This is a genomic window from Streptomyces sp. NPDC006743, assembly GCF_040703815.1.
In the GTDB taxonomy this organism is placed as follows: domain Bacteria; phylum Actinomycetota; class Actinomycetes; order Streptomycetales; family Streptomycetaceae; genus Streptomyces.
Map to the genome: position 1 here is coordinate 72,009 of NZ_JBEYJA010000025.1, position 22,981 is coordinate 94,989.

Annotated in this window: 22 protein-coding genes and 1 pseudogene; 13 read left to right on the top strand and 10 right to left on the bottom strand. The window is 74.6% G+C overall.

Annotated features, from left to right (window positions below):
* Positions 1-14 precede the first annotated feature (14 nt).
* On the bottom strand, positions 15-1,466 hold the full coding sequence (locus tag ABZ719_RS21265) for a cytosine permease (protein WP_366726742.1): 1,452 nt from the start codon (positions 1,464-1,466) through the stop codon (positions 15-17).
* Between the two features lie 127 nt (positions 1,467-1,593).
* Positions 1,594-2,019, bottom strand: coding sequence for an ATP-binding protein (locus ABZ719_RS21270; RefSeq protein ID WP_037854033.1), 426 nt, complete (start codon positions 2,017-2,019; stop codon positions 1,594-1,596).
* 147 nt (positions 2,020-2,166) lie between these two features.
* On the opposite strand from ABZ719_RS21270, the gene ABZ719_RS21275 reads away from it, so the two are divergent.
* The 3 genes from ABZ719_RS21275 to ABZ719_RS21285 all read left to right on the top strand — a co-directional run bounded on the left by ABZ719_RS21275 (position 2,167) and on the right by ABZ719_RS21285 (position 5,257).
* Complete coding sequence (locus tag ABZ719_RS21275) at positions 2,167-2,934, top strand: IclR family transcriptional regulator (protein ID WP_366726743.1); 768 nt, start codon at positions 2,167-2,169, stop codon at positions 2,932-2,934.
* An 86-nt stretch (positions 2,935-3,020) separates the two neighbouring features.
* Positions 3,021-4,538, top strand: coding sequence for a glycerol kinase GlpK (gene glpK, locus ABZ719_RS21280; RefSeq protein WP_366726744.1), 1,518 nt, complete (start codon positions 3,021-3,023; stop codon positions 4,536-4,538).
* 311 nt (positions 4,539-4,849) lie between these two features.
* Positions 4,850-5,257 (top strand): SseB family protein, encoded by a 408-nt coding sequence (locus ABZ719_RS21285; protein ID WP_366726745.1) that lies wholly within the window; start codon positions 4,850-4,852, stop codon positions 5,255-5,257.
* Positions 5,258-5,313: 56 nt separating this feature from the next.
* Here the strand turns inward: ABZ719_RS21285 and ABZ719_RS21290 are convergent, their stop codons facing one another.
* Positions 5,314-5,658 carry a glyoxalase gene (locus ABZ719_RS21290; protein WP_366726746.1) on the bottom strand — a complete coding sequence of 115 codons (345 nt, stop codon included), beginning with the start codon at positions 5,656-5,658 and terminating at the stop codon, positions 5,314-5,316.
* A 180-nt stretch (positions 5,659-5,838) separates the two neighbouring features.
* Here ABZ719_RS21290 and ABZ719_RS21295 point away from each other — a divergent pair.
* The 5 genes and pseudogenes from ABZ719_RS21295 to ABZ719_RS21315 form a co-directional block, all read left to right on the top strand.
* Positions 5,839-6,069 (top strand): annotated as a pseudogene (locus ABZ719_RS21295) (Beta-galactosidase C-terminal domain); the annotation flags it as partial.
* Positions 6,070-6,322: 253 nt separating this feature from the next.
* Entirely contained in the window at positions 6,323-6,622 is a 300-nt protein-coding gene (locus ABZ719_RS21300) for an ArsR family transcriptional regulator (RefSeq protein ID WP_366726747.1), read from the top strand.
* A 124-nt stretch (positions 6,623-6,746) separates the two neighbouring features.
* On the top strand, positions 6,747-7,583 hold the full coding sequence (locus tag ABZ719_RS21305) for an undecaprenyl-diphosphate phosphatase (RefSeq protein WP_366726748.1): 837 nt from the start codon (positions 6,747-6,749) through the stop codon (positions 7,581-7,583).
* A 236-nt stretch (positions 7,584-7,819) separates the two neighbouring features.
* Positions 7,820-8,539 (top strand): FadR/GntR family transcriptional regulator, encoded by a 720-nt coding sequence (locus ABZ719_RS21310; protein WP_366726749.1) that lies wholly within the window; start codon positions 7,820-7,822, stop codon positions 8,537-8,539.
* 47 nt (positions 8,540-8,586) lie between these two features.
* Entirely contained in the window at positions 8,587-9,639 is a 1,053-nt protein-coding gene (locus ABZ719_RS21315) for an asparaginase (protein WP_366726750.1), read from the top strand.
* Positions 9,640-10,006: 367 nt separating this feature from the next.
* Here ABZ719_RS21315 and ABZ719_RS21320 read toward each other — a convergent pair whose 3' ends face one another.
* Both ABZ719_RS21320 and rho read right to left on the bottom strand, forming a co-directional pair.
* Positions 10,007-11,191 carry a serine hydrolase gene (locus ABZ719_RS21320; protein ID WP_366726751.1) on the bottom strand — a complete coding sequence of 395 codons (1,185 nt, stop codon included), beginning with the start codon at positions 11,189-11,191 and terminating at the stop codon, positions 10,007-10,009.
* A gap of 402 nt (positions 11,192-11,593) precedes the next feature.
* The gene (rho, locus tag ABZ719_RS21325) at positions 11,594-12,757 is read right to left on the bottom strand and encodes a transcription termination factor Rho (protein WP_366726752.1); all 1,164 of its coding nucleotides are present in this window, start codon (positions 12,755-12,757) and stop codon (positions 11,594-11,596) included.
* 386 nt (positions 12,758-13,143) lie between these two features.
* On the opposite strand from rho, the gene ABZ719_RS21330 reads away from it, so the two are divergent.
* Entirely contained in the window at positions 13,144-14,031 is an 888-nt protein-coding gene (locus ABZ719_RS21330; protein WP_366726753.1) for a class I SAM-dependent methyltransferase, read from the top strand.
* A 231-nt stretch (positions 14,032-14,262) separates the two neighbouring features.
* Here the strand turns inward: ABZ719_RS21330 and ABZ719_RS21335 are convergent, their stop codons facing one another.
* The 4 genes from ABZ719_RS21335 to ABZ719_RS21350 form a co-directional block, all read right to left on the bottom strand.
* The gene (locus ABZ719_RS21335; RefSeq protein WP_366726754.1) at positions 14,263-15,018 is read right to left on the bottom strand and encodes a winged helix-turn-helix domain-containing protein; all 756 of its coding nucleotides are present in this window, start codon (positions 15,016-15,018) and stop codon (positions 14,263-14,265) included.
* Positions 15,019-15,250: 232 nt separating this feature from the next.
* Positions 15,251-16,219 (bottom strand): acetylxylan esterase, encoded by a 969-nt coding sequence (locus tag ABZ719_RS21340; protein WP_366726755.1) that lies wholly within the window; start codon positions 16,217-16,219, stop codon positions 15,251-15,253.
* Positions 16,220-16,515: 296 nt separating this feature from the next.
* The gene (locus ABZ719_RS21345) at positions 16,516-17,301 is read right to left on the bottom strand and encodes a ferredoxin reductase (protein WP_366726769.1); all 786 of its coding nucleotides are present in this window, start codon (positions 17,299-17,301) and stop codon (positions 16,516-16,518) included.
* Positions 17,302-17,368: 67 nt separating this feature from the next.
* A complete protein-coding gene (locus ABZ719_RS21350) occupies positions 17,369-17,974 on the bottom strand; it encodes a sulfite oxidase-like oxidoreductase (RefSeq protein WP_366726756.1) in 606 nt (201 codons plus the stop codon).
* Between the two features lie 354 nt (positions 17,975-18,328).
* Here ABZ719_RS21350 and ABZ719_RS21355 point away from each other — a divergent pair, with 354 nt between their 5' ends.
* Positions 18,329-19,252: an NADP-dependent oxidoreductase gene (locus ABZ719_RS21355; protein WP_366726757.1), complete on the top strand. Its 924-nt coding sequence runs from the start codon at positions 18,329-18,331 to the stop codon at positions 19,250-19,252.
* Positions 19,249-20,004 (top strand): GNAT family N-acetyltransferase, encoded by a 756-nt coding sequence (locus ABZ719_RS21360; protein WP_366726758.1) that lies wholly within the window; start codon positions 19,249-19,251, stop codon positions 20,002-20,004. Before ABZ719_RS21355 ends, ABZ719_RS21360 begins: the two co-directional genes overlap by 4 nt.
* Before the next feature lie 23 nt (positions 20,005-20,027).
* Here the strand turns inward: ABZ719_RS21360 and ABZ719_RS21365 are convergent, their stop codons facing one another.
* Positions 20,028-20,423: a MarR family winged helix-turn-helix transcriptional regulator gene (locus ABZ719_RS21365; protein ID WP_366726770.1), complete on the bottom strand. Its 396-nt coding sequence runs from the start codon at positions 20,421-20,423 to the stop codon at positions 20,028-20,030.
* A gap of 175 nt (positions 20,424-20,598) precedes the next feature.
* On the opposite strand from ABZ719_RS21365, the gene ABZ719_RS21370 reads away from it, so the two are divergent.
* Together ABZ719_RS21370 and ABZ719_RS21375 are read left to right on the top strand one after the other, a co-directional pair.
* Positions 20,599-21,783: a hypothetical protein gene (locus tag ABZ719_RS21370; RefSeq protein ID WP_366726759.1), complete on the top strand. Its 1,185-nt coding sequence runs from the start codon at positions 20,599-20,601 to the stop codon at positions 21,781-21,783.
* A gap of 171 nt (positions 21,784-21,954) precedes the next feature.
* A complete protein-coding gene (locus tag ABZ719_RS21375) occupies positions 21,955-22,815 on the top strand; it encodes a putative protein N(5)-glutamine methyltransferase (RefSeq protein ID WP_366726760.1) in 861 nt (286 codons plus the stop codon).
* Positions 22,816-22,981 lie beyond the last annotated feature (166 nt).

Consider the following 22,981-nt stretch of genomic DNA (forward strand, 5'->3'; position numbering starts at 1 on the left):
GGCGGCGGCCCGCGTCAGGGCTCGCGGTGCTCGTGGGCCGCGCGGTCCAGTTCGTCCGCCTCCGCCTCGGCCAGCCGCCGCTCGGCGGCCACGTCGAGGGAGCGGGTCAGCCACCAGTACAGCAGCGCGGAGACGGGCAGCCCGACGAACAGGGAGATGTCCGCGCCGCCCAGCGCCTTCGCGGCCGGTCCGACGAAGAGGGTGCCGACGGAGAAGAACGGCACCATGGCGGCGAACCCGGCGAGGTAGGAGACGATCCCCTGCACGCCCCAGCGGCCGTACACCCCGTGCGGGTCGAAGATCTCCGCGACCGCGTAGTGGCCGCGGCGCACGACGTAGTAGTCCATGAGGTTCACCGCGGTCCACGGGATGAACAGGTAGAGGACCAGCAGCAGGAAGTCGTTGAAGTCGCGCAGGAAGTGCGAGGTCGCGGCGAGCGCGCCGCCGAGCGAGAGCGCCGCCGTCACCGCCAGGGTCACCAGGCGCACGGTGAGCGTCGGGCGCACCTTGCGGAAGGAGTCGATGCCGCTGATCAGTGTCAGCGAGCCGCCGTACATGTTCAGCGCGGTGACGGACACCAGGCCGAGCGCGGCGAACAGCAGCACGACGGCGCCGAAGCCGGTGAACACGGTGTCGCCGGCCGCGTCGATCGACCGGATCGTGTCGAAGTCCCGGCCCGCCCAGGCCGCCAGCAGGGAGCCCAGCACCATCAGCCAGATGCCGCCGAGCGCGGAGCCGGCGTAGGTCCAGTAGAAGGTCTTGCGGACCGTGACGTCGGGCGGCAGGTAGCGGGAGTAGTCGGAGACGTAGATGGCCCAGCTGATCTGGTAGCCGGCGACCACGCCGAACTGGGCCAGGAACGGGGTCCACCGGAAGCCGCCCGGGTCGAAGGAGCCCGCCGGGTAGTGCAGGTTCACCAGGACGCCCACGGTGAAGATCCCGAAGACGACCAGGAAGGTGTACGTCAGGAAGCGCTCGGCCTTGTGGATGACGTCGTAGCCGACCAGCGCGACCACCAGCCCGAGCACGGTGACCACGAGCACCCAGAGCTTGACGCCGCCGTGCAGGGTGGCGTGCAGGGCCTGCCCGGCGAGGATCGTGTTGAAGACGTTGAACCCCGCGTACTGCACATAGGCGAAGAGCCACACGAGCAGGGCGCCGACGTAACCGAACTGGGGCCGCGACTGGATCATCTGCGGCAGCCCCAGCTGCGGGCCCTGGGCCGAGTGGAACGCCATGAAGAAGGTGCCGACGAGGGTGCCCGCGACGATGGCCAGGAGCGACCAGAGGAGGTTGCCGCCCCCGGTGATACTGATCAGGCCCACGGCCAGGGTGGCGATCTGCGCGTTCGACATGAACCACAGGGGGCCCAGGTGCCACAGCTTGCCGTGCCGCTCGTCCAGGGGCACGTAGTCGATGGACCGGGTCTCCAGACCCGTCACCCGCGGTTCAGCCGACGCGCTCACGGCACCTCCAGGGACCGACACACCCCTGTGGCCACGGTCGGCCCCGCGAGGGCGGTGGTCAAGCCGGGCGGCGGGCGGCGCGTGCGACCGGACGGGCTGGGCGCGCCCGCGGGCGGCCCGGCGCCGCTCAGCCCGCCAGGACCTCCGCCCAGCGGCTGGTCCCGGCGTCGTCCGCCCGGACGCCGCACCGGGCCGACAGCGCGGTGACGATGCCCAGGCCGCGGCCGTGCTCGTCGGGGTCGGGGGCCGAGCCGGGCGCGGGGGGAGCCGCGGGACCCGGGTCGCTCACCTCCACGTGGACCGCGCCGCGGCCGTCGACCGGCACCCGCCACAGCCGCAGGGTCGCGGGCGGCCGGGCGTGCACGAGCGCGTTGGTGACCAGCTCCGAGACCACGAGGAGGACGTCGTCGGCGGCGTCGGCGGGCAGGTCCCAGCCGCCCAGCAGGCGGCGTACGCGACGGCGTACCGCCGACACGGCCCCGGGCGTGTGCAGCAGGGGGAAGGCGTGGTCGACTTCCCCGTGGGGCGCGGCGTCGAGCTGCGCTACGGTCATGTGCCTTCCTCCTCCGGCAGGTGCCGCCGCCCGCCGTCCGGGCGCGACGTGTCACGCTAAGGAACAAAAGCCCCGCAGGTCAATGAACCGCGGTCGGCATTACCGAACAACAGTCCTGAGCGGGACAAACAGGGCTAATATCGCCCCATGGCCGGACCCGTCCAGTCCATCGAACGAGCCGCGGCGATCCTGCGCCTCCTCGCCGGGGGCCCCCGCAGACTGGGGCTCGGGGAGGTGGCGTCGTCCCTCGGCCTCGCCAAGGGCACCGCACACGGCATCCTGCGCACCCTGCAGCACGTGGACTTCGTCGAACAGGACGAGACCACAGGAAAGTACCAGCTCGGAGCGGCACTGCTGCATCTGGGGACCAGTTACCTCGACGTCAACGAACTGCGCTCGCGCGCGATCAACTGGGCCGACGCGCTGGCCGCCCGCAGCGGCGAGGCGGTGCGCATCGGCACGCCGCTGGAGGGCCGGGTCCTCGTCATCCACCACGTCTTCCGGCCCGACGACACCCTGCAGACCCTCGACGTCGGCGCGCTGCTGCCGCTGCACGCCTCCTCGCTCGGCAAGGTCCTGCTGGCCTTCGGCACCGCCACCCTCGGCCCCCTGCCCCCGGACGGCCTGGAGGCGTACACGCGGCACACCCTCGTCGTCCGCGAGGACCTGGACCGGGCGCTCGCCGAGATCCGCGAGGTCGGCTGGGGCGCGGAGGTCCAGGAGATGGCCATGGGCGACGCGGGGATCGCCGCGCCGATCCGCGGGCACGGCGGCCTGGTGGTGGGCGCCATCTGCCTGTCCGGCCCCGTCGAGAGGATCTGCGACCCCCGGGGCAGGCCGCTGCCCGCGCTGACCGCCCTGCTCCGGGAGGCCGCACGGGCGATTTCCCGGGACCTGGGAGCGGGCCGCTGGTAGACCCCGGTAGGCCTCTCCTGTCAGGCACCCCGCAGACCCCGACAGGTCTCCGCACCCGCGCGACGCACCGGAAGGCAGGACCGACCATGGTTGACCGGTATGTGATGTCCATCGACCAGGGCACCACGTCCACGCGGTGCATCCTGTTCGACCACAGCGGACGGCTGTGCGCGGTCTCCCAGCGCGAGCACCAGCAGTACTTCCCCCGCCCCGGCTGGGTCGAGCACGACGCCGTGGAGATCTGGCGCAACGTCCAGCGCATCGTGCCCGAGGCGCTGCGGAACGCGGGCGTGGACGCCGGGGCCGTCGCCGCCATCGGGATCGCCAACCAGCGCGAGACGACCGTCCTGTGGGACCGGCGGACCGGGGCTCCGCTGGGCCGGGCGATCGTCTGGCAGGACACCCGCACGGCACCGCTCGTCGACGCGCTCCGCGACCGGCCCGGCGACGAGTTCTTCCTCGACCGCTGCGGCCTGCCCGCCTCCACCTACTTCTCCGCGCCCAAGATCCGCTGGCTCTTCGAGCACACGGAGGGCCTGGAGGAACGCGCCCGCAACGGCGACGTGCTGTTCGGCACGATGGAGAGCTGGCTGATCTGGAACCTGACCGGCGGCACCGACGGCGGCCTGCACATCACCGACCCCACCAACGCCGGCCGCACCATGCTCGTCAACATCCGCACCCTGACCTGGGACCCGGAACTCCTGGACTTCTTCGGAGTGCCGCGCGCCCTGCTGCCCGAGATCCGCTCCTCCGCCGAGAGCTACGGCGAGGCCCGCGCCCTGCTGCCGGGCGTGCGCATCACCGCCGCCCTCGGCGACCAGCAGGCGGCCCTGTTCGGGCAGACCTGCTTCTCGCCCGGCGAGGCCAAGTGCACCTACGGCACCGGCAGCTTCCTGCTCATGAACACCGGCACCGAGCTGGTCCGCTCCCGCAACGGGCTGCTCACCACCGTCGCGTACAAGATCGCGGGCGAGCCCACGGTCTACGCCCTCGAAGGACCCATGGCGGTCACCGGGTCACTGGTGCAGTGGTTCCGCGACCGCCTCGGCATGATCAATACCGCCCCCGAGATCGAGACGCTGGCCCGCACGGTGGAGGACAACGGGGGCTGTTACATCGTCCCGGCCTTCTCCGGCCTCTTCGCCCCCCACTGGCGCAGCGACGCGCGGGGGGTCGTCGTCGGCCTCACCTCCTACATCACCCGGGGACACCTGGCCCGCGCGGTCCTGGAGGCCACCGCCTGGCAGACCCGTGAGGTGGTCGACGCCATGAACGCCGACTCCGGTCTCGCCCTCAAGCAGCTCAAGGTGGACGGCGGCATGACCTCCGACCACCTGCTCATGCAGATGCTCGCCGACGTGCTCGACGTCCCCGTGGTGCGGCCCCTGGTCTCCGAGACGGTCTCGCTCGGCGCGGCGTACGCGGCCGGGCTCGCCGTCGGCTACTGGGCCGACCTGGAGGTGCTGCGCCGCAACTGGCACCGTGCCGGACAGTGGATCCCGCAGATGACCCCCGAGCGGCGGGCGTGGGAGTACGAGAGCTGGCAGCGGGCCGTCGAACGCTCCCTGGACTGGGTCCGTCCGCGCCCCGACGGCGTCTGACGCCCGCCGGGCCCCCCACGAATCGCCCCCGCCGCACTGGATACCCGGACGCCCAGGGGTTCGGAAGTGAGCCCCTTTGGGCTCTCCGCGCCGTGTGCCGCGGAGGGCCCTCACCCGTCCTTCACCCGCCTCACCCGGCTCCCCAACGGGATCGCGCCGGGGCGCGGCGGGGGCCGCCGGCCGGTCGTGCCGGTCACCGGGAATTCCGTGTCCGGGACGATTGCGCGGTGCGCGGCCGGGTACGCGAGCAGAACCGTGCCAGGGCGCAGCGCCCGGACGGGCCCCCCGACCGCCGCGACCAGGGACCTGCCATGGACACACCCTCGAACGACCACACCGCCACGCCCGCCCAGCAGGCACTGGACGTCCTCGCCGAGAACGCGGAGGACACCGGCGCGCTGGACACGCTGGCCGGCAGCGACGTGCTGGTGCCCGTGCCGGACGACGTCAGCGACGAGGACGCCACCGACCCCTCGGCGGTGGCCCTGCCCGTCCTGGAACAGCCGGGCGGAGTGCCGGTGGTGCCCGTGTTCACCTCGGAACTGGAGATGTCCGAGCTGCTGCCCTTCATCTCCCGGTACCGCCTGGTGCCCCTGGGCGCCCTCGCCTCCCAGTGGCCCGCCGACGATCTGTCGCTCACCATCGACGCCAGCTCGCCGCACGGCCTGACGCTGACCTCCGAGGGCGTACGCACCCTGCTGGGCCGCCCGCGGGGCTGACCCGCGGGCGGCCGGGCGTCCGTGTGTCTGCCGGACGCCGGGCGGCCGCGCGCCGCTCACGCGTCCTGGATGAGCCCGACGAGGTTGCCGTCGGCGTCCTTCACCGAGGCGATCATCCGCCCGCCGCCGACGTCCTGCGCGTCCTGGAGCAGTTCGCCGCCCGCCTCCAGCAGCGCCGCCAGGCGGCCCCGGATGTCGTCGACGTGCCAGTAGGGCACCGGGCCCGTCATGCCCTTGCCGTGCCCGTTGGGGTCGAGGCCGACGTCCTGGCCGGCCGCCTTGTAGCCGACGTAGTAGGGCTCGTCGGCGTACGGCTCGACCTGGAGCAGGGCGCCGAACAGGCACTTGGCACGGGCCAGGTCCTTGACGGGGTAGACGATCGTCTTGAGGCCGGTGGTCATGGTGGGCTCCTCGCTGGTGGGCCGGATCCGACGGGTGCGTCGGTGGTTCCACCGTAGGGCGGGGGAGGGCGGGACGGCTTCTTCGATCCTGACCGGTCCCGCCGCGCCCCGCGCCTCCCGTCCCGCCACGCCGAGCCGCGCCTGACCAGCTCCGTCGGAGGATCACTGCACCGGTGCTCGGCCGCCGAGGACGCGGGCGTCGCGCCGCGCACCGGACTGTCCCGCGACGCCGAAGCGGCGCGCCGCAGCGGTGCGTCCGGCACCCGTCTCCTCGCCGTCGACCGCACCGGCTCCGGCGTGAAGGTGCCGCTGGAGGGACCCGGCACCGAAGTGCTGACCGGCGAAGCCGTCGCGGGCCGGTTCGCGGTGCCCGCGGGCGCCGTGCGGGTGGTGCGCCTCGGCCGCGGCTGAACCGCCGCGGGGCCGGACCGGGTCGCCGAGCCGCGCCCGGGGAGTGCCGGGCCGTACGCGGCGGGTGCCGGGCCGCACCGGTGTGCGCGGGGGCGCGTTTCCGCGCATGCTCCCGCGCGCACACCCCCCGCGCCGGCCTCCGCCGTCCGGTACCGGCCAACGGCCGTCGAGTCCCGGTCAGCGCGGGTCGCTCCGCTCCCTGGCGGGAAACGTCAGGACGGGACGGGCGAGTGGCCCACGACAGGAGGCGGAGATGCTGCGGACCCCCGCCGGCCGGACACGTCTGGCCATCCTGGAGTGGCTCGAGGACCCGGTCCCGTCCCCGCGGCGCCGCGCGCCCCGCGTCCTGACCGCCGGCCGCGCGGCGCGCGGCAGGACCGCACGGTCCGTCGCCGCGGGCCTCGGCATCCCCCGCCGGGTCACCGAGAACCACCTCGCCCTCCTCGCCGGCCTCGGCCTCGTGCGCGCCCGGCGCGTCGGCCGCCGTACCTACTACCGGCGTGACGAGGCCCGCATCGCGCAGGTGAGCCGGATGTTCGAGAACGGCTGGTGACGGGGGCGAGTTCAGACGGACAGGGGGTGGACGTCACCGGGACTTCATCTTGGCGCAGTAAGAGTGTCTGCGACGCAAGAGCGTCTACAACACTGTCGACCAGACATCCCCAGAACTGGATCCCATGAGCGCCATCTCCGTCGGTCAGGCCGTCGTCCTCGGAGTCGTCGAGGGGGTGACCGAGTTCCTCCCCGTGTCCTCCACCGGCCACCTCAAGATCGCCGAGGGGCTCATGGACATCCCGGTCGACGACAGCTCCGTCGTCGGGTTCTCCGCCGTCATCCAGGCCGGCGCCATCGCCGCCGTGCTCGTGTACTTCTTCAAGGACATCGTGCGGATCGTCTCCGCCTGGTTCCGCGGCCTGACCGACCGCGAGCAGCGCCACCACCACGACTACAAGTTCGCCTGGTGGGTGATCTACGCGACCATACCGATCGTCGTCGTGGGGCTGGCCGCCAAGCCGCTGATCGACGGGCCGCTCGGCTCGCTGTGGGTGGTCGCGGGATCGCTGATCGCCGGCAGCGCCGTGATGTGGTGCGCCGACCAGATGGGGCGGCACAAGCGCGGCGAGGACGACACCTCCTTCAAGGACGCCATGCTGGTCGGCACCTCGCAGATCCTCGCCCTGCTCTTCCCCGGCTTCTCCCGCTCCGGCGCCACCATGTCCACCGCCCTGATCCTGGACCTGGACCGCGTCGCCGCCACCCGCCTCTCCTTCTTCCTCGGCATCCCGGCACTCACCGGCGCCGGCCTGTACGAACTCAAGGACGCGCTGGGCGCCGGCGTGGGCGCCGCTCCGCTGGCCGCCGGCACGGTCGTGTCGTTCGCCGTCGCCTACGCCTCCATCGCCTGGCTGCTGAAGTTCGTCGCCAGGCACTCCTTCAACGCCTTCGTCCTCTACCGCATCGCCGTCGGCGTGCTGCTCTTCGGGCTGCTGGGCACGGGCGTCCTGGACGCGTAGTCCCGATCCGGGACACATGGCGGCGATCCGGGAGGGTGCGGGGCCGGCTCGGGACACATGGCGGCGATCCGGGACCGGGCGGGCCGGCTCGGGACGCACCGGCCCCGTCCGCGAGGGCGCGCCCGGTCCGGCGCGGTCCGCCGGTGCCGGGGCGCGCCTGCGAGGGCCGGGGCCGGGGCCGGGACGAGCCGGGGCGGGACTTGACACCCCCGCCCCGCAGGCCGGACCATCGCACCGTGAACCTGTCAGACAGCCAGACAGGTGGGCAGGCACCCCGGCGCGTCAGCGCCATGGAAGCGGTCCTCACCCACCTGCGCGACGCCATCGAGCGCGGCGCCTACGCGATCGGCGACAAACTGCCGTCCGAGGCGGAGCTGTGCCGCACGCTCGGCGTCTCCCGGCCGGTGCTGCGCGAGGCCCTGCGCGCCCTGCAGACCATGGGCCTGACCGTCTCGAAGACCGGCAGGGGCACCTTCGTCGTCGCCCACTCGGTGGAGGACCCCACCTTCGGCGACTACACCGCCGGCCACCTCATGGAGGTGCGTCGGCACATCGAGATCCCCGTCGCGGGCTACGCCGCCACCCGGCGCACACCGGAGGACCTCGACCGTCTGACCCACCTGCTGGAGCGCATGGAACAGGAGACCGACACGACCTCCTGGGTCGCGCTGGACACCCTGTTCCACCTGTCCGTCGCCCAGGCGGCCCAGAACCCCGTCTTCCGCCGTGTCATCGAGGAGATCCGGGACGCCCTGGCCCGCCAGTCCGCGTTCCTCAACGAGCTGGGCGGCCGGCGCGAACAGTCCGACCGTGAGCACCGGGCGCTCCTCGACGCGCTGGTCGCCGGCAGCGAGCAGGACGCGGTGCGGGCCATGTCCCACCACCTCGACCGCGTCGAGACGACCCTCACCGACATCGTGCGCTCCCCGCACACCCCCACCACGGCCGGCGCGTGAACCCCGCGCGGGGCCGAGCCACCCACCCACCAGTGATCCAGGCAGTGATGTACAGCAGCTTTCCCGCCGAGGCACCCCTCGTCCGCGAACCCCGCCACGTCCCCGTCGCCCACCTCGTCCGCGGCGGGGTGATCGAGGGCGTCCACCACGGCTCCGTCGTCGTCCTCGGCGTCGACGGCCGGGTCTCCTTCGACCTCGGCGACCCCGAGGCCGCCTTCTACCCGCGCTCCGCGCTCAAACCCGTCCAGGCCGTCGCCATGGTGCGCGCCGGGCTCCCGCTGGAGGGCGAGCTGCTCTCGCTGGCCGCCGCCAGCCACTCGGGCGAGGAACGCCACCTCGCCGGCACCCGGCGGATCCTGGAGCTGGCCGGGCTGACCGAGGACGACCTGCGCAACGTCCCCGACCTGCCCTTCGACCCGGTCGTCCGGGACGCCTGGGTGCGCGAGGGCCGGCTGCCCTCCCGGCTCGCCCAGAACTGCTCCGGCAAGCACGCGGCCATGCTCTACACCTGCCGGCTCAACGGCTGGTCCCTCGAGGAGTACCTCGACCCGGCCCACCCGCTCCAGCAGGCCATCGCCGAGATCGTCGAGGACCTGACCGGGCAGCGCGTCGCGCAGGTCACCGTCGACGGCTGCGGCGCGCCGCTGTTCGCGGTCTCCCTGCACGGCCTGGCCCGGGCCGCCGCCCGGATCACCACCGCCGTGTCCGGCACCCCCGAGGCCCGCGTGGCCGACGCGATGCGCGAGCACGCCGAGATGGCGTCCGGCTCCGGCCGGGACGTGGCGGCGCTGATGCGGGCCGTGCCCGGACTGCTCGCCAAGGACGGCTTCGAAGGGGTCCAGGTCGCCGCGCTGCCGGACGGCCGGGCCGTCGCCGTGAAGATCTCCGACGGGGCGAACCGGGCCCGGATACCGGTCGCGGCGGCCGCCCTCGTCCGGGCGGGCGTCGACGCCCGCCTGCTCACCGAGTTCGCGGGCGAGACACTGCTCGGCGGCGGCCGTCCGGTCGGCAGCGTCCGTCCCGTCCGTGCGCTGGACCCCGAGGCGGACCCGCGCCCGGACTCGGACCCGGAGCGCTCCGCGGCCCCCGCCCGCGTCTGACGTCCGGCCACGGCCCGTGTCCGCCGGCCGTACCGCCCGGCCCGAGGTGACGGGCAGGGGCCCGGGGGCGGCGCTGCTGCCCGCGGCCTGTGCGTGAGGGCTGAGGCGATCCGGGCCGCCGCAGCCGCGAGGATGCCGGCGGAGCCTCGGCCCGGCTCGCGTCGAGCCCGGGGCGGTACCCGGCGGGCGGCCGGGGCCGTGAGCAGGCCGGTACGTGCCGGTCCCGGCGCGGTGCGCGGGAGCCCTGGGCGGTACGTGCCGGTTCCGGCGCGGTGCGTGAGTCCTGGGCAGTACGCCCGACCTGTCAGTGCGTACGAGTTCCGGGGCCGGGCGGGGCCGAGTGGCGTGGTGTCGCCGGTTACGGGGGTCAGCCGCGTGCGAGGCGCCTGGACCGGCGCCGCAGGCCCATCAGGACCGCTCCCGCGCCCAGCCCGGCCGCGCCGGCGATCGCGCCCGTCTGCGGCCAGTCGTCGGAGGCCGGTGCGGGCGGCGGCGGTGCGGGCGCCGGCTTCGGGACGACGACCTGGGCGCCGTGCGCGACCGGACGCAGTCCGTCGAGCGACCCGACCGGGTCGACGTGCCCGGCGGCGTCGAACCCCCAGTCGAGCAGGGCACGGGCCTCCTCGTACACCTCGAAGCCCTCACCCTCCTGGGGGTTCATCACGGTCACGATGAGGGTGCGCTCGCCCCGGTGGGCGGCGGCGACCAGGGTGTTGCCCGCGTTGGTGGTGTATCCGTTCTTGATGCCGACCAGCCCGGGGTAGGGCGTCACACCGTCGGCGCCGGTCAGCAGCCGGTTGGTGTTCGCGATCTCGAAGGTGCTGCCGTCGTTGCCGGGGAAGGAGGTCTCCACCGTGGAGCAGTAGCGGGCGAAGTCCGGGTTGCGCAGTCCGGCCCGCCCGAACACGGCCAGGTCGTAGGCGGAGGACACCTGTCCGTCGGCGTCGTAACCGTCCGGCGAGACCACGTAGGTGTCCATGGCGCCCAGGGAACGGGCCTTGACCTGCATCTGACGGGCGGTCTGGTTCCAGCCGCCGTTGAGCGCGGCGAGCACGTGCACGGCGTCGTTGCCCGAGTTGAGGAACACCCCGTGCCAGAGGTCGGAGACCCGGTAGGTGTGCCCTTCCACGACCCCGACCAGGCTGCTGCCCTCGCCGATCCCGGCCAGTTCCTTCGCGCTGACGGTGTGCTGGACACCGCCGGGGACGGCGGGCAGCACAGTCAGCGCGAACAGCGTCTTCAGGGTGCTCGCGGGCGGCAGTTTCTCGTGCGCGTTGTGGGCGGCGAGCACCTCCCCGGTGCCCGCGTCGGCCACCACCCACGACAGGGCGGAGACGTCAGGGGTCTCGGGTGCGCCGGCGCGCGGGCGCACCTGTGTGCCCTCGTGCTGGAGGAGGGCCGGCTGCGGTACCGCGGCGTTGGGCCGTCCCCGCGCCCCGGGGTCCGTGCCGGCCCGGTTCGCAGCCGCCACCGGCGAGGTCACTATGAGCATGCCGGCCGCGCACAGGGCGCAGGCCGACACGGCAGTACGGAGGGAGAATCCGATCGTCATATCGCAAACGTAGGGACGTGCCGGGGCAGGCGTGACCTTGCCGGGGGCCGAACGGGGACGACGAACACCCGGATGTCCCAGCCCGCGCGGCCGTTCGGGTCGCCGCCTGCGTCGCAGGGGGACTTCTCCGGCTTCCGCGCAGCCGTTGAGCGGGTCGGCCGAGGAGTCGGGGAGCTGAGCGGTGGGTCAGCTGAGCGGTGGGGCGGTCGGCCCAGCGGGCGGTCGGCCGGTCGGCCGGGCGGTCGGTGGGCCTGTCGGTCCGTGCCCGTGGGCCCGTGGGCCTGGCGACCGGTCAGTCGCTCGTCGCTCGGCAGCAGTGGGGCGGTCTAGCGGGCGGTCGGCCGGGTTGCCGAGCGGTGGACGGGCCTGTCGGCCCCGTCGGCCTGTCGGCCTGTCGGCCGGTCAGTCGCTCGTCGCTCGGCCGGTCGGCAGGGTCGGCTGGATCCGGCGCAGGAACGTGGCGTTGTCCGGCGTGCCGCGCAGCCGCTCCAGGAGGGTTTCGAGACCGCTGCGGCCGTCGCGGTGCCGCAGGACCCGGCGCAGACCGCGGGTCGCCGCCAACTCGGCCGGTGACAGGAGGAGTTCCTCCCGGCGGGTGCCGGAGGCGGCGAGGTCGACGGCCGGATGGACGCGGCGGGAGGCGAGTTCGCGGTTCAGCCGCAGCTCCATGTTGCCGGTGCTCTTCAACTCCTCGAAGAAGAAGTCGTCGGCGCGGGAGCCCGTCTCCACGAGCGCGGTGGCCAGGATGGTGAGCGAGCCGCCCTCCTCCGCCAGGCGTGCCGCCCCGAAGAGCCGCTTGGGCGCGTGCAGCGCTGCCGCGTCGACGCCGCCGCTGAGAGTGCGGCCACCCGCGGCCGCGGCGTTGTTGTGGGCCCGGCACAGGCGGGTCAGGGAGTCGAGGAGGATCACGACGTCCTCGCCCGCCTCCACCAGCCGCTCGGCCCGCTCTACGACGAGTTCGGCGAGTGCGATGTGCTGCCTGGGTGTCCGGTCGAACGTGGAGGCGTAGACCTCGCCGCGCACCGAGCGCCGCATGTCGGTGACTTCCTCGGGGCGTTCGTCCAGCAGCAGCACCATCAGCCGGCATTCGGGATGGTTGCCGGTGACGGCGGCGGCGATCTGCTGGAGCAGTACGGTCTTGCCCGTCCTCGGCGGTGCCACGATGAGTCCGCGCTGGCCCTTGCCGACGGGTGCGACCAGGTCCGTCACCCGCCCGGCGAGGCCGGCTGCCGGGTGTTCCAGACGCAGCCGCTCGCGCGGGTGCAGGGGCGTCAGGTCGTGGAAGCGGCGCCGGCCGGCGAGTCCGTCCGGGGTGCGTCCGTCGACGCGGGCGACAGCGGTGACGGTGTGCCGGTCGCCCTGCACGGCGTCGACGAGGTCGCCCTTGCGCAGCCCGTGGCGGCGGACGAGGGCGGCGGGGACCTGCGGGTCGGTGGGGGAGGGAAGGAGGCCGGGGCCGCGCAGACGGCCCTTCCCGCCGGTGTCGAGGTCCAGGACACCGGTGACGAGCCGGGGGGCCGGGGACGACTGCGCGTCCCTCGGAAGGCGGTCGAGTGTGACGGTCATGGGTGGGGGTCCTTTCACGGACGGAGGCGCACGGCACGGAAGAGGTGCGGGAGCGAGGAGAGCCACGCGGCGGCGCCGGGTACGGCCCGGACCGGGCCCGGAACGGGTGCCGCGGGCGGAACCACCACGGCGGTACGGCGGCCCGGTGGCGCACGGCGTGCGGTCGGGGGCCCGCGAGGTGGCGGTGGGAAGCTGCTGTGCCGGACGCGAAGGAGCCGGATCGGCAGTCGCGTCGGCGGACCAGCTCGGAAGAAGGGGAATCACATCGCACCGGCGCCCACAGGAAGAGGGCGTGACACAAGTGCTCCAGGCAACGTAACACGTTCACGCCCGTCCGGCCACCCCGAAGGCACGGTGACTCAGGACGGGTGGCTAAGCTGACGCGGATGTTCAGCCCGGAAGGACCCACGGTCCGCGAACTCGCCGTGCAGGCGCTGTCCTCCGTCGAGCACGGCTACGACCTGCTCGCCCCCAAGTTCGACCGCACCCCCTTCCGCACCCCGGACGCGGTGCTGGACGCCGTCGGATCGGTGCTGGAGCGGACCGGCCCCTACGGCGACGGGCTCGACCTGTGCTGCGGGACGGGCGCGGGGGCCGGCGTGCTGGCCCGGGTGTGCCGCTCCACGGTCACGGGCGTCGACTTCAGCGGGGGCATGCTCGCCGTCGCCCGGCACCGACACGGCCGGGCCGGAGACGCCCGGACGGCCGGTGCCCGGGGCACGGATGCTTGGGTCGCCGATGTCCGGGATGCGGGCGGCCGGGGCCCGGACGCCCGCACTCCGGACGACCGGCCCCCGGCTGCCCGGCCCATGGACGCGCCGGGCGCCGGACCAGGGGACGACCGCGGTCCGGGCCCCCGGCCGGCCTGGGTGCGCGCCGACGCGCGTGCCCTGCCGTTCCGTGCCGCCTTCGACCTCGTCGTCAGCTTCGGGGCGCTCGGCCACTTCCTCCCGGCCGAACTGCCCGCGCTCTTCGGACAGGTGCGTGCGGTCCTGCGGCCCGGCGGCGTGTTCGCGCTGCCGGTGTTCGCGCCGCCCCCGCCGCGTTCGAGGGCGTTCTGGGTGCTGCTCGGCTTCGACGCGGTGATGCGGGTGCGCAACGCCGTGTGGCGGCCGCCGTTCGTGATGTACTACCGCGCGTTCCGCTTCGGTGACGTCCTGCGGGAACTGGAGCGCGCCGGACTGCGGACGGAACTGCACGCGCTGCCCGGATTCGGCCGGCGCGCCGACGGCAGCCCGCGGGGTCGGCTGATCATGGCCCGACGGCTGCCCTGAGAGCCGCGGACAGAAGGGGCGCCAGGCTCGCGACGCCCGGCACGCACGCTCGTGGCGTTGCCGCAAGGTCCTGACAGTTCCGCCACAAGGACCCTCCGGCGCGTTGCGATCGCACGCACCGGACGCCGCGAGCCGATCGGGCTCCCCCTCTGTCCGCAGCTCTGAGACCGCCGCCGGCCGGTCCGGCCGAGCACGGCACGTCCCCGGCGGCCGGTACCGGGGCGCGGCGGCTCAGCCCGCCGCCGGCAGCGTGAACTCGTAGACGAGCGCGTCCTGCCGTGCGTCGACCACCAGGTCGGTGATCTCCAGGATGCGGGCGTACTGGTCGTGGACGCGCCGGGTCACGCGCACCGAGGGGCCGTCGGCGAGCCGGGTGATCGCGTCGCGGTGGTGCAGGGCCAGGCCCGCGCGGCGCATCCAGTCGTAGGCCCGGCGCAGTTGGGCGGCGCACGCCCCGTCGGCGCGCTCGCGGTAGCGGGCAAGCTCGTCCACCTCGGCGAGGGCCACGGGGGAAAACGATGTCACCGCGGTGCGCAGTCCGGTCCCGTCGGCCGTCGCCGAGCGGTAGCGGTGCACCAGGGTCGGCCGCCGCGGGGCGAGGCCCAGCTCCGCCGCGTGGTGCGCCGGCGGTGCCTCCCAGGCCACTGTGGCCCGGTCGAAGGCGTCCGGGGCGGCGGAGCGGGCGCCCACGGGGAAGTCCAGGAACGTGGACGGCTCGACGGGCAGGCCGGTCAGTGTGGCGTGGGTGCCGCGCCGGTCGGTGGAGACGAGCCCGTCCCGGCGCAGCACCTCCAGGGCCTGCCGTACGGTCTCCCGGCTGACCCGGAAGTGCGCGGCCAAGTGCCGCTCGCTGGGCAGGCGTTCACCGGGCGGGATGGTGCCGGCGCGCAGCTCGCCGAGCAGTTGGGTGGCGATTCTCCAGTACAGTGGCCGTCCCTCGGTCGCTCCTTCGGTCGTCGGTCGGGGGTGGGGGGTGGTGCGGGCCATGCCGCGCCTCCTGTTGGTGACGTACGGTAGCCATGCGGGCTCGGTGCGCCACCACATCTACCATTGGTCTAAACCAGTCGGAAGATGGTCCGCGCACTTCGACCGAAATCCGTCCATGCCCCACCCCTCACCGCGCCACCGGACCGCCTCCGGACGCCTCTCCTCCCGTCCGCGGGCCGGCCGCGTCGGACCTCCGGCCCGGCGCGGCCGCCGCCGCCGCCCAGAAGCTGCGTCAGGCGCGCGAGCGCAGCCAGCGCATCTGGGCCGCTTCCTGGTAGGGGCCGCCGCCTTCGTGGTCGTTGAAGTCGTACACCTCGATCGTCTTGTCCTGGTGCGCCCACGCGTTGAACGCGGCGAACACCGTGGACGGCGGGCACGTCTGGTCCTCCAGGGCCGCCGAGAAGAGGGCCGGCGCCCGGCCGCGGGCCGCGAAGTGGACCCCGTCGAAGTACGACAGCGTCCGCAGCACGTCCTCGGTGCGGCCGCGGTGCGTCTTGAGGTAGAGGCCGATCTCCCGGTAGGGGTGGCGGTCCGTCAGGGTCGCGGCGCGCGGGTAGTCGCACAGGAACGGCACGTCCGGCGCGACGGCGACGAGGTCCGGCACCAGGCCGCCCACCGCGATCGTGATGCCGCCGCCCTGGCTCGCGCCGAGCGCGACGGTCCGGGCGGAGTCGGTCAGCGGGTGTGAGCGGGCCGCCTCGACCGCGCGGACCGCGTCCGTGAACACCCGGCGGTAGTAGTAGTTCTCGGGCGCGTCGATGCCCCGGGTCATGAAGCCGGGGTACGCCGGAGCACCGCCCACCGGGTCGGCCGTGCCGCCACCGCCGCCCCAGGCGCTGCCCTGTCCGCGGGTGTCCATCACGAAGTGCGCCCGGCCCGTGGACGCCCACAGCAGGTGTTCGTGGGCCAGCCCGCGCCCACCGCCGTAGCCGACGAACTCCACGATCAGCGGCAGCGGCGCGTCGACGTGGGTGGGCAGGGTCAGCCAGCCCTTGACCGGGTGGCCGCCGAAGCCGGCGAAGGTGACGTCGTACACCTTGACCGTGCTCAGCCCGGTGTCGACGAGGTCGAAGCGCGCGCCGAGATCGTGCTCGCGCGCCTCCTGGAGGGTCTTGGACCAGAAGGCGTCGAAGTCCTCGGGCTCCGTGGAGGCGCTGCGGTACTCGCGGAGTTCGTCGAGGGGAAGGTCGAACAGGGGCATCGGCGACCGCCTTGGGGAGAGACGTACTGAGGATGATCACACCGTACGGCGGTGGTCGGATCACTCGCCAGACCCGGTCCGTGGACCGGACGGCCGGGCGGCGCGTCGCGGTCCGGGTGATCCGCAGGTCAGGGCGGCTGCGCGGGAAGGAGCGTCCGGCGGGCCGGACAAGTGGGGGCGGCCGGGCGGGGGCGCGGGTGATCGGGTCGGTGGGGGCGGCCGTGCGGGGGCGTGAGCGCTCTCGGGGAGCGCGCCCGGGCGCGCGGGCCGCACGTCCGCGCCCGGGCGGACCGCCGTCAGCCGAAGCGCTCCACGCGGACGCGGTCGACGGGCAGGCCCGCCGCGACGAGCAGCCGGCAGGCGTGCTCCGCGAAGGAGTTGGACCCGCACACGTACGCCTCCCAGCCGCCCTCGGGCGACTGGGCGACGAGCGGCGCCAGATGCGCTGCCGACAGCCGCCCCACCGGCACGCCGGCCGGGGCACGGCGGGTGAAGACGGCCGTGGTCTCCGCGCCGAACTCCCGGGCGTAGATGAGCTGTTCGGGGCTGCGCGCGGACACCAGCAGGCGCAGCGGCACGCTCAGCCGCCGAGCGCGGTGGTGGCGCACCATCGACATCAGCGGGACGACCCCGCTGCCCGCGCCCAGCAGCAGCGCGGGACGGTCGCCGGGCCAGGCGAAGAAGCCGCTCAGCGGGCCGCGCACCTCCACCTGGTCGCCCGGCCGGGCCACCGTGTGGAACCAGCCGGAGACCTCGCCGCCCTCGACGTGGTCCAGGGTCAGCTCGATGTGCCCGGAGTCGTCGGGCGCGGAGGCCAGCGAGTAGTGACGCTGGGCCACGTAGCCGTCGGGCGCGGTCAGCCGCAGCATCAGGTGCTGCCCGGGCAGGTGCCCGGCCCAGCCCGGCACGGCGAGGCGGAAGGTGGCGGCGCGCGGGGTCTCCCGGCGGATCTCGGTCAGGGTCGCCGTCCGCCAGGTCGCGGCGACCTGCTCGCCGACCGCGATACGCCCCGGCACGGCGAACCGGGTCGGCGGCGTGAACGCCCCGCCGGCCGGCGCCCGGCCCGCCGGCGGCTCGTTCACCACGGCCCCGCTCGCCGGCGCCTCGGCCGCCCTCGTCTCGTTCACCGGCGTGCGGGCCGGAGGTGTCTCAGTCACCGGAGTACCGCTGCTCCTCCCAGGGGTTGCCCCGGGCGTGGTAGCCGTTCTGCTCCCAGAAGCCCGGCTCGTCGTGGTCGAGGATCCGCAGACCGGCTATCCACTTGGTGCTCTTCCAGAAGTACAGGTGCGGCACCAGCAGCCGGGCCGGACCGCCGTGCTCGGCGGTCAGCGGCTCGCCGTCGTGGGTGAACGCGATCCAGGCGCGCCCGCCGCGCAGGTCCGCCAGCGGCAGGTTGCTGGTGTACCCGGTGTGGGAGTAGGCCACCGCGTGCGTGGCGGCGGCGTCCGGCCGCACGGCGTCCAGGAACACGTCCAGCGACACCCCGCCGAAGCGCACCCCGAACCGCGACCAGCCCGTCACACAGTGGATGTCGCCCTCGTAGGCGGACCGCGGGAGCCGCCGCACCTGCTCCAGGTCCCAGGTGCGGTCCTCGGCGACCAGGCCGTCGACGCGGAAGGTCCAGTCGGCGGGTGCGAGGTCGGGCGTGACCTCGGCGGACAGGACGGGCCAGTCGTCGCCCGCGTCGTACTGCCCGGGCGGCAGGCCGGGGTTGTGGACGCGGGGGCGCCCGGTGAAGCCTCGGGTGACGTGCATGCGGGTGGTGCCTCCAGGCCGCCGTGCGCGCGGCGGCCCGCCGGTCGGACGGGACGGTTGCTTGCGCATTCCACCGTACGTGCTCGCCGGACCCGCTCCCGACCCGGGCGGGCCCGGCCGGTGTGACGGCTGTATGAACTCTCCGGCGCGCCCCGCGGTCACCGGGAATAGCCGCCGGACGATCTCTCTTGCAGGTGGCGTGCCGGCCGCGGCCGCCCCGCGTCCGGACAGGTGACGGCGCGGACGACACCGGCCGCGCGGTGCGGACGGCGGCGGACGGCGGCGGACGTGCGGCGGCGGCCTGTGCGACCGCACGGGCCACAGCGAACGCGACAGCGAAGGAGAGTGGGAGCGATGCCGAAGGCGTACGTCTTCACCCGGTACGGCGGTCCGGAGACCGAGGCGCTCGTGGACGTCGACCGGCCCCGGCCGGGCCCCGGGCAGATCCTGATCGCGGTGCGGGCGGCGGGGGTGAACCCGGTCGACTGGAAGCTGCGCACGGGATTCCGGCGGCCGGGCGAGAGCGGCGAGCCGGTCTTCCCGGTCGTCTTCGGCAGCGAGGCGTCCGGTGTCGTCGAGGAGGCCGGCGAAGGCGTCACCGGCTTCGCCGCCGGGGACGCCGTCTTCGGGAACACCGTGGCGGGCGGCTACGCGCAGTACGCCCTGCTCCCGGCGGCGGTGACCGCGCACAAGCCCGCGACGGTCCCGTTCACCGACGCGGCCACGCTGCCCGTCGCCGCGGCCACCGCCTACGACGGCCTGCGCCAGCTCGGCCTGCCGGCCGGGGCCACCGTGCTCGTCACCGGCGCGGGCGGCGGGGTCGGCGCGGCGGTCCTGCAGATCGCCCGCGCCTTCGGGCTGCGGGCCGTGGGCGTCGCGAGCGAGGGCAAGAAGGACTTCGTCGAGGGGCTCGGCGCGGTGCACGTGCCGTCCGGGCCCGGGTGGGCCGAACGCGCGCGGGCCGCCGCTGGCGCCGCCGACGGCGTCTACGACCTCGTCGGCGGTGAGGTCCTGAAGGAGGCGGCGGACCTGGCCGCCGACCGCACGAAGCTGATCACCGCCGGCGCGCCGGAGTCCGACGTCGAGGCGCTGGGCGGCGCGCGGGTGCGGCGCGCCCGGACCGCCGCCGTCCTGGACGCGCTGGCGGACCTGGTCGTGCGCGGCGCCCTGGACCCGCACGTCACCGCGGCGTTCCCGCTGGAACGGGCCGCCGAGGCGCTGCGCACCGTGGAGGACGGGCACGCTCGCGGCAAGGTCGTGATCGAGGTCGCCGCGTGAACGTGCGCACCGGCCGCACCGCCGGCGGCCCGGTGCGCGGGCACGTCCTCGACCACCCCGCCCTGGCCTCCCTGACCGGCCCGCACGCCCGCTTCGCCGAGCGGCGCGGACGGGTGCTGCGCTACCCGGTGGACGTGTCACCGTGGACGGCGCTGCCCGAGGAGCCCGACGCCCGCGACTGGGCGGACCTCGCCGCCCTCGCCGGGCCGGGCGCCGAGGTCCCCCTGCCGGGGTTCGTGGGCCGGGTGCCCGCGGACTGGGAGATCACCTTCCGGGTCGAGGGCGTACAGCTCGTCGACGACGGTCTGGCCGCGGCCCCCGACCCGGAGGCGGTCCGCCTCGGCCCCGCCGACGTGCCGGAGATGCTCGGCCTGATCGCCCGCACCGAGCCCGGCCCGTTCCTGCCGCGCACGATCGAACTCGGCACCTATCTCGGCATACGGCGGCAGGGAGCGCTCGTCGCCATGGCGGGGGAGCGGCTGCACCCGCCCGGGTACACCGAGATCAGCGCGGTCTGCACGGACCCCGCCTTCCGTGGCCGGGGCCTGGCGAGCCGGCTGGTGCTGGCCGTGGCCCACGGCATCCGGGCCCGCGGCGAGACGCCCTTCCTGCACACGGGGGCCCGGAACACGAACGCCGTACGGCTGTACGAGTCCCTGGGCTTCCGTCTGCGGCGCCGCACCGCCTTCCTCGCGGCCCGCGCTCCGCAGGAGGCGGACGGCGGTGCGGCTGCCGCGGCGCCGGCGGCGTAGCGGCCCCCCGCCCGGGGCCGGGGTCAGCCGCCGTCGGGCGGTGCCCAGGAGTTGTAGCGGGTCAGGTAGTCCGCGAAGCGCTTCAGGTCCTCCTCGGGCCACCGGGCCAGCCGCTCCTGGAAGGCCGCCCGGCGGCTGTCGGTGACCTGGAGGAGGAGCTGCCGGCCGGCGTCCGTGAGGTGCAGCACCTGGACCCGGTGGTCCTCCGGGTCCAGGCGCCGTTCGATGAGCCCGGTCCGTTCCAGCGCGGCGACCTGCCGGCTGACGGTGGACTTGTCCAGGGCGTAGTGCGCGGCCAGGTCGGTGGCCCGGCAGCCGCCGCGCTCCTCCAGGTGCCCGAGCAGCGTGTACGAGACCAGCGACAGCTCCGGGTGCATGCGGCCCGCGGAGGCCCTGGCCCGGCGGGCGAAGACCGTCATCTCGCGCTGGATGGTCTCGACGGCCCCCTCCCGGGCGGGACCGGTCGCGCCCCGGGCGGCGGCGTGCCCGCCCGGTTCTTCGGCTGCTGTCACGGAATACCTCCCCGGCTCATTCTGGTTGTATAGTACAACTGAAAATAGAGTTGTATATGCCAACCATTGGAGGTCGTGAGCGATGAGGTCGCCTGCGCTGCGCCATGTGCTCACCCACCTGATCACCCCCCTGCTGATGTGCCTGGGCATGGGGCTCGCGTACATGGGCGCGTTCGTCACCCCGGAGCCGCACCACCTGCCCGTCGCGGTCGTGGGCTCCGGGCCGCAGGCCAAGGTGTTCGCCCAGACGGTCAAGGACACGGCGGGCGACCGGCTCGACGTCCGCACGGTCGGCACCCGGGACCGTGCCGTCGACCTGCTCATGTCCCGCGACATCGACGGCGCCTACGTGCCCGGCGCCAGGGCCCCGGAGGTGATCGTGGCCAGCGCCGGGTCCGACATGGGCGCCACCGCCGTGGAGAAGGTCTTCACGCCCGTCGCCGCACGCCAGGGCCTGCCGCTGAAGGTGACCGACGTGGCCCCGCCCACCTCCCACGACCCCACGGGGCAGGGCCTGTTCTTCCTGCTGGTCGCGCTGAGCATCGGCTCCTACGCCTCCGTCGCCGCCATCGGCGCCGCGGGCGCCGCCCTGCCCATGCGGATCCGCGCCCTGCTCACCCTCGGCGTGTCCGCCGTGGTCGGCGGCATCGGCGCCCTGCTCGCCGGCCCCGTCTTCCACCTCGCCCCGCACAGCCTGGCGGGCATCTGGGGCATGTCCTGGCTCTACTCCGCCGGCATCCTCTTCATCGGCGTCGGTCTGCACACCTTCCTCAAGCGGTGGACCACGCTCACCATGATGGTGCTGTTCGTGATGCTCAACTTCACCACCTCCGGCGGTCTGTTCCGGCCCGAACTCCAGAACGGCTTCTTCGGCACCCTGCACGCCTTCTGGAACGGCGCCGGGTTCGTCGAGGGCGCCCGCGGCCTGCTGTACTTCGGCAGCGACGGACTGGGCCGCAACCTGTGGACCCTGGTGGTGTGGCTGCTGGCCGGCCTGGCGGTCACCGCGGTCGCGGCGGCCTGGGAGGGACTGGGGACGACCGCCTCCCACGGGGCGCACGCGGCCGGAGGGGCGCATGCGGCGGGCGGCGCCCATGCCGCCGGTGCGCCGCGCACGGCGCCCGCGCTGCCGGCGCGGGACCCCGCAGAGGCGGAGCGCTCGCAGGAGACCGGCGCGCCGGCGCCCCGCGTGAGCGCCACCGAGGCGGCCGACGAGGCGGCGCGCGAGGCCGCCGAGGAGGAGACCGAAGAGACCGTCGGCGTCTGAATGCTGCGGTAGGGTGACCTGCGGTCGTGGACGGTCCCGGCCGCAGGAGACGGAGGAGGTGAGACCCATCACCGCTGTGTCGGCTCGGGTGCTCTCCTCCCACCGGGCGCGGATCACCATCGGCAGGTGACCGCGGGAGCACCCTTCGCTTCCGAAAGGTCTCGGCCCTCCATGTCTGAACTGCACCCCTCTTCGCCCGAGTTCTCCCCGTCCGCCGCTCCGGCGGAACCTTCCCCTTCCTCCGCCGGCTCCGCCCCCGTCCCGCCGGATCCGGCCGCGGTCGTCGCGGCGCTGCGCGCGGCCGGCTGCGTGTTCGCCGAGGAGGAGGCGGAGCTGATCCTCACCACCGCCCGCACTCCGCACGAGGTCACCGCCCTCGTGGAACGGCGGACCGCCGGCCTGCCGCTCGAACAGGTGCTGGGCTGGGCGGAGTTCCACGGTCTGCGCATCGCCGTGGACCCGGGCGTCTTCGTGCCCCGGCGCCGCACCGAGTTCCTGGTCGACCAGGCCCTGGCCCAGGTGCCCGGCGCGTCCGTCGTGGTGGACCTGTGCTGCGGCTCGGGCGCGGTGGGCACCGCCCTGGCCGGCGCCCTCGGCCCGGTCGAACTGCACGCCGCCGACATCCACCCGGCGGCGGTGCGCTGCGCCCGCCGCAACGTGGGCGCCGCCGGCGGCCGGGTCCACCAGGGCGACCTGTTCGCGGCGCTGCCCGCCGCGCTGCGCGGCCGCGTGGACATCCTCGCCGCGAACGTGCCCTACGTCCCCACGGACGAGGTCGCCCTGCTGCCCTCCGAGGCCCGAGACCACGAACCGCCGGTCGCGCTCGACGGCGGTGCCGACGGCCTCGACGTGCTGCGCCGGGTCGCCGCCGGTGCCCCCGGCTGGCTCGCCCCCGGCGGCTGCCTCCTCGTGGAGACGAGCGGGCGCCAGGCACCGGCGGCACTGGCCGCCTTCGAGGCCGCCGGACTCGCCGCGCGCCTGGCCGCCTCGGAGGAACTGGCCGCGCACGTCGTCGTCGGCACACGGCGCTGACGCGGGCGCGGCGGCGGGCGGCCGGGGGAACCCGGGCGGCCGCCGCCGCGCCCGAGCCGGAGCTTTGCACGGGTCGGTGCCGGCGTCGGTGTCGAGGGCGGGTCGGTTCCGGGGCCGGAACCGGACCGGTGGGCGGGCCGGCTTCGGGTCCGGGGGCCGGGCCCGT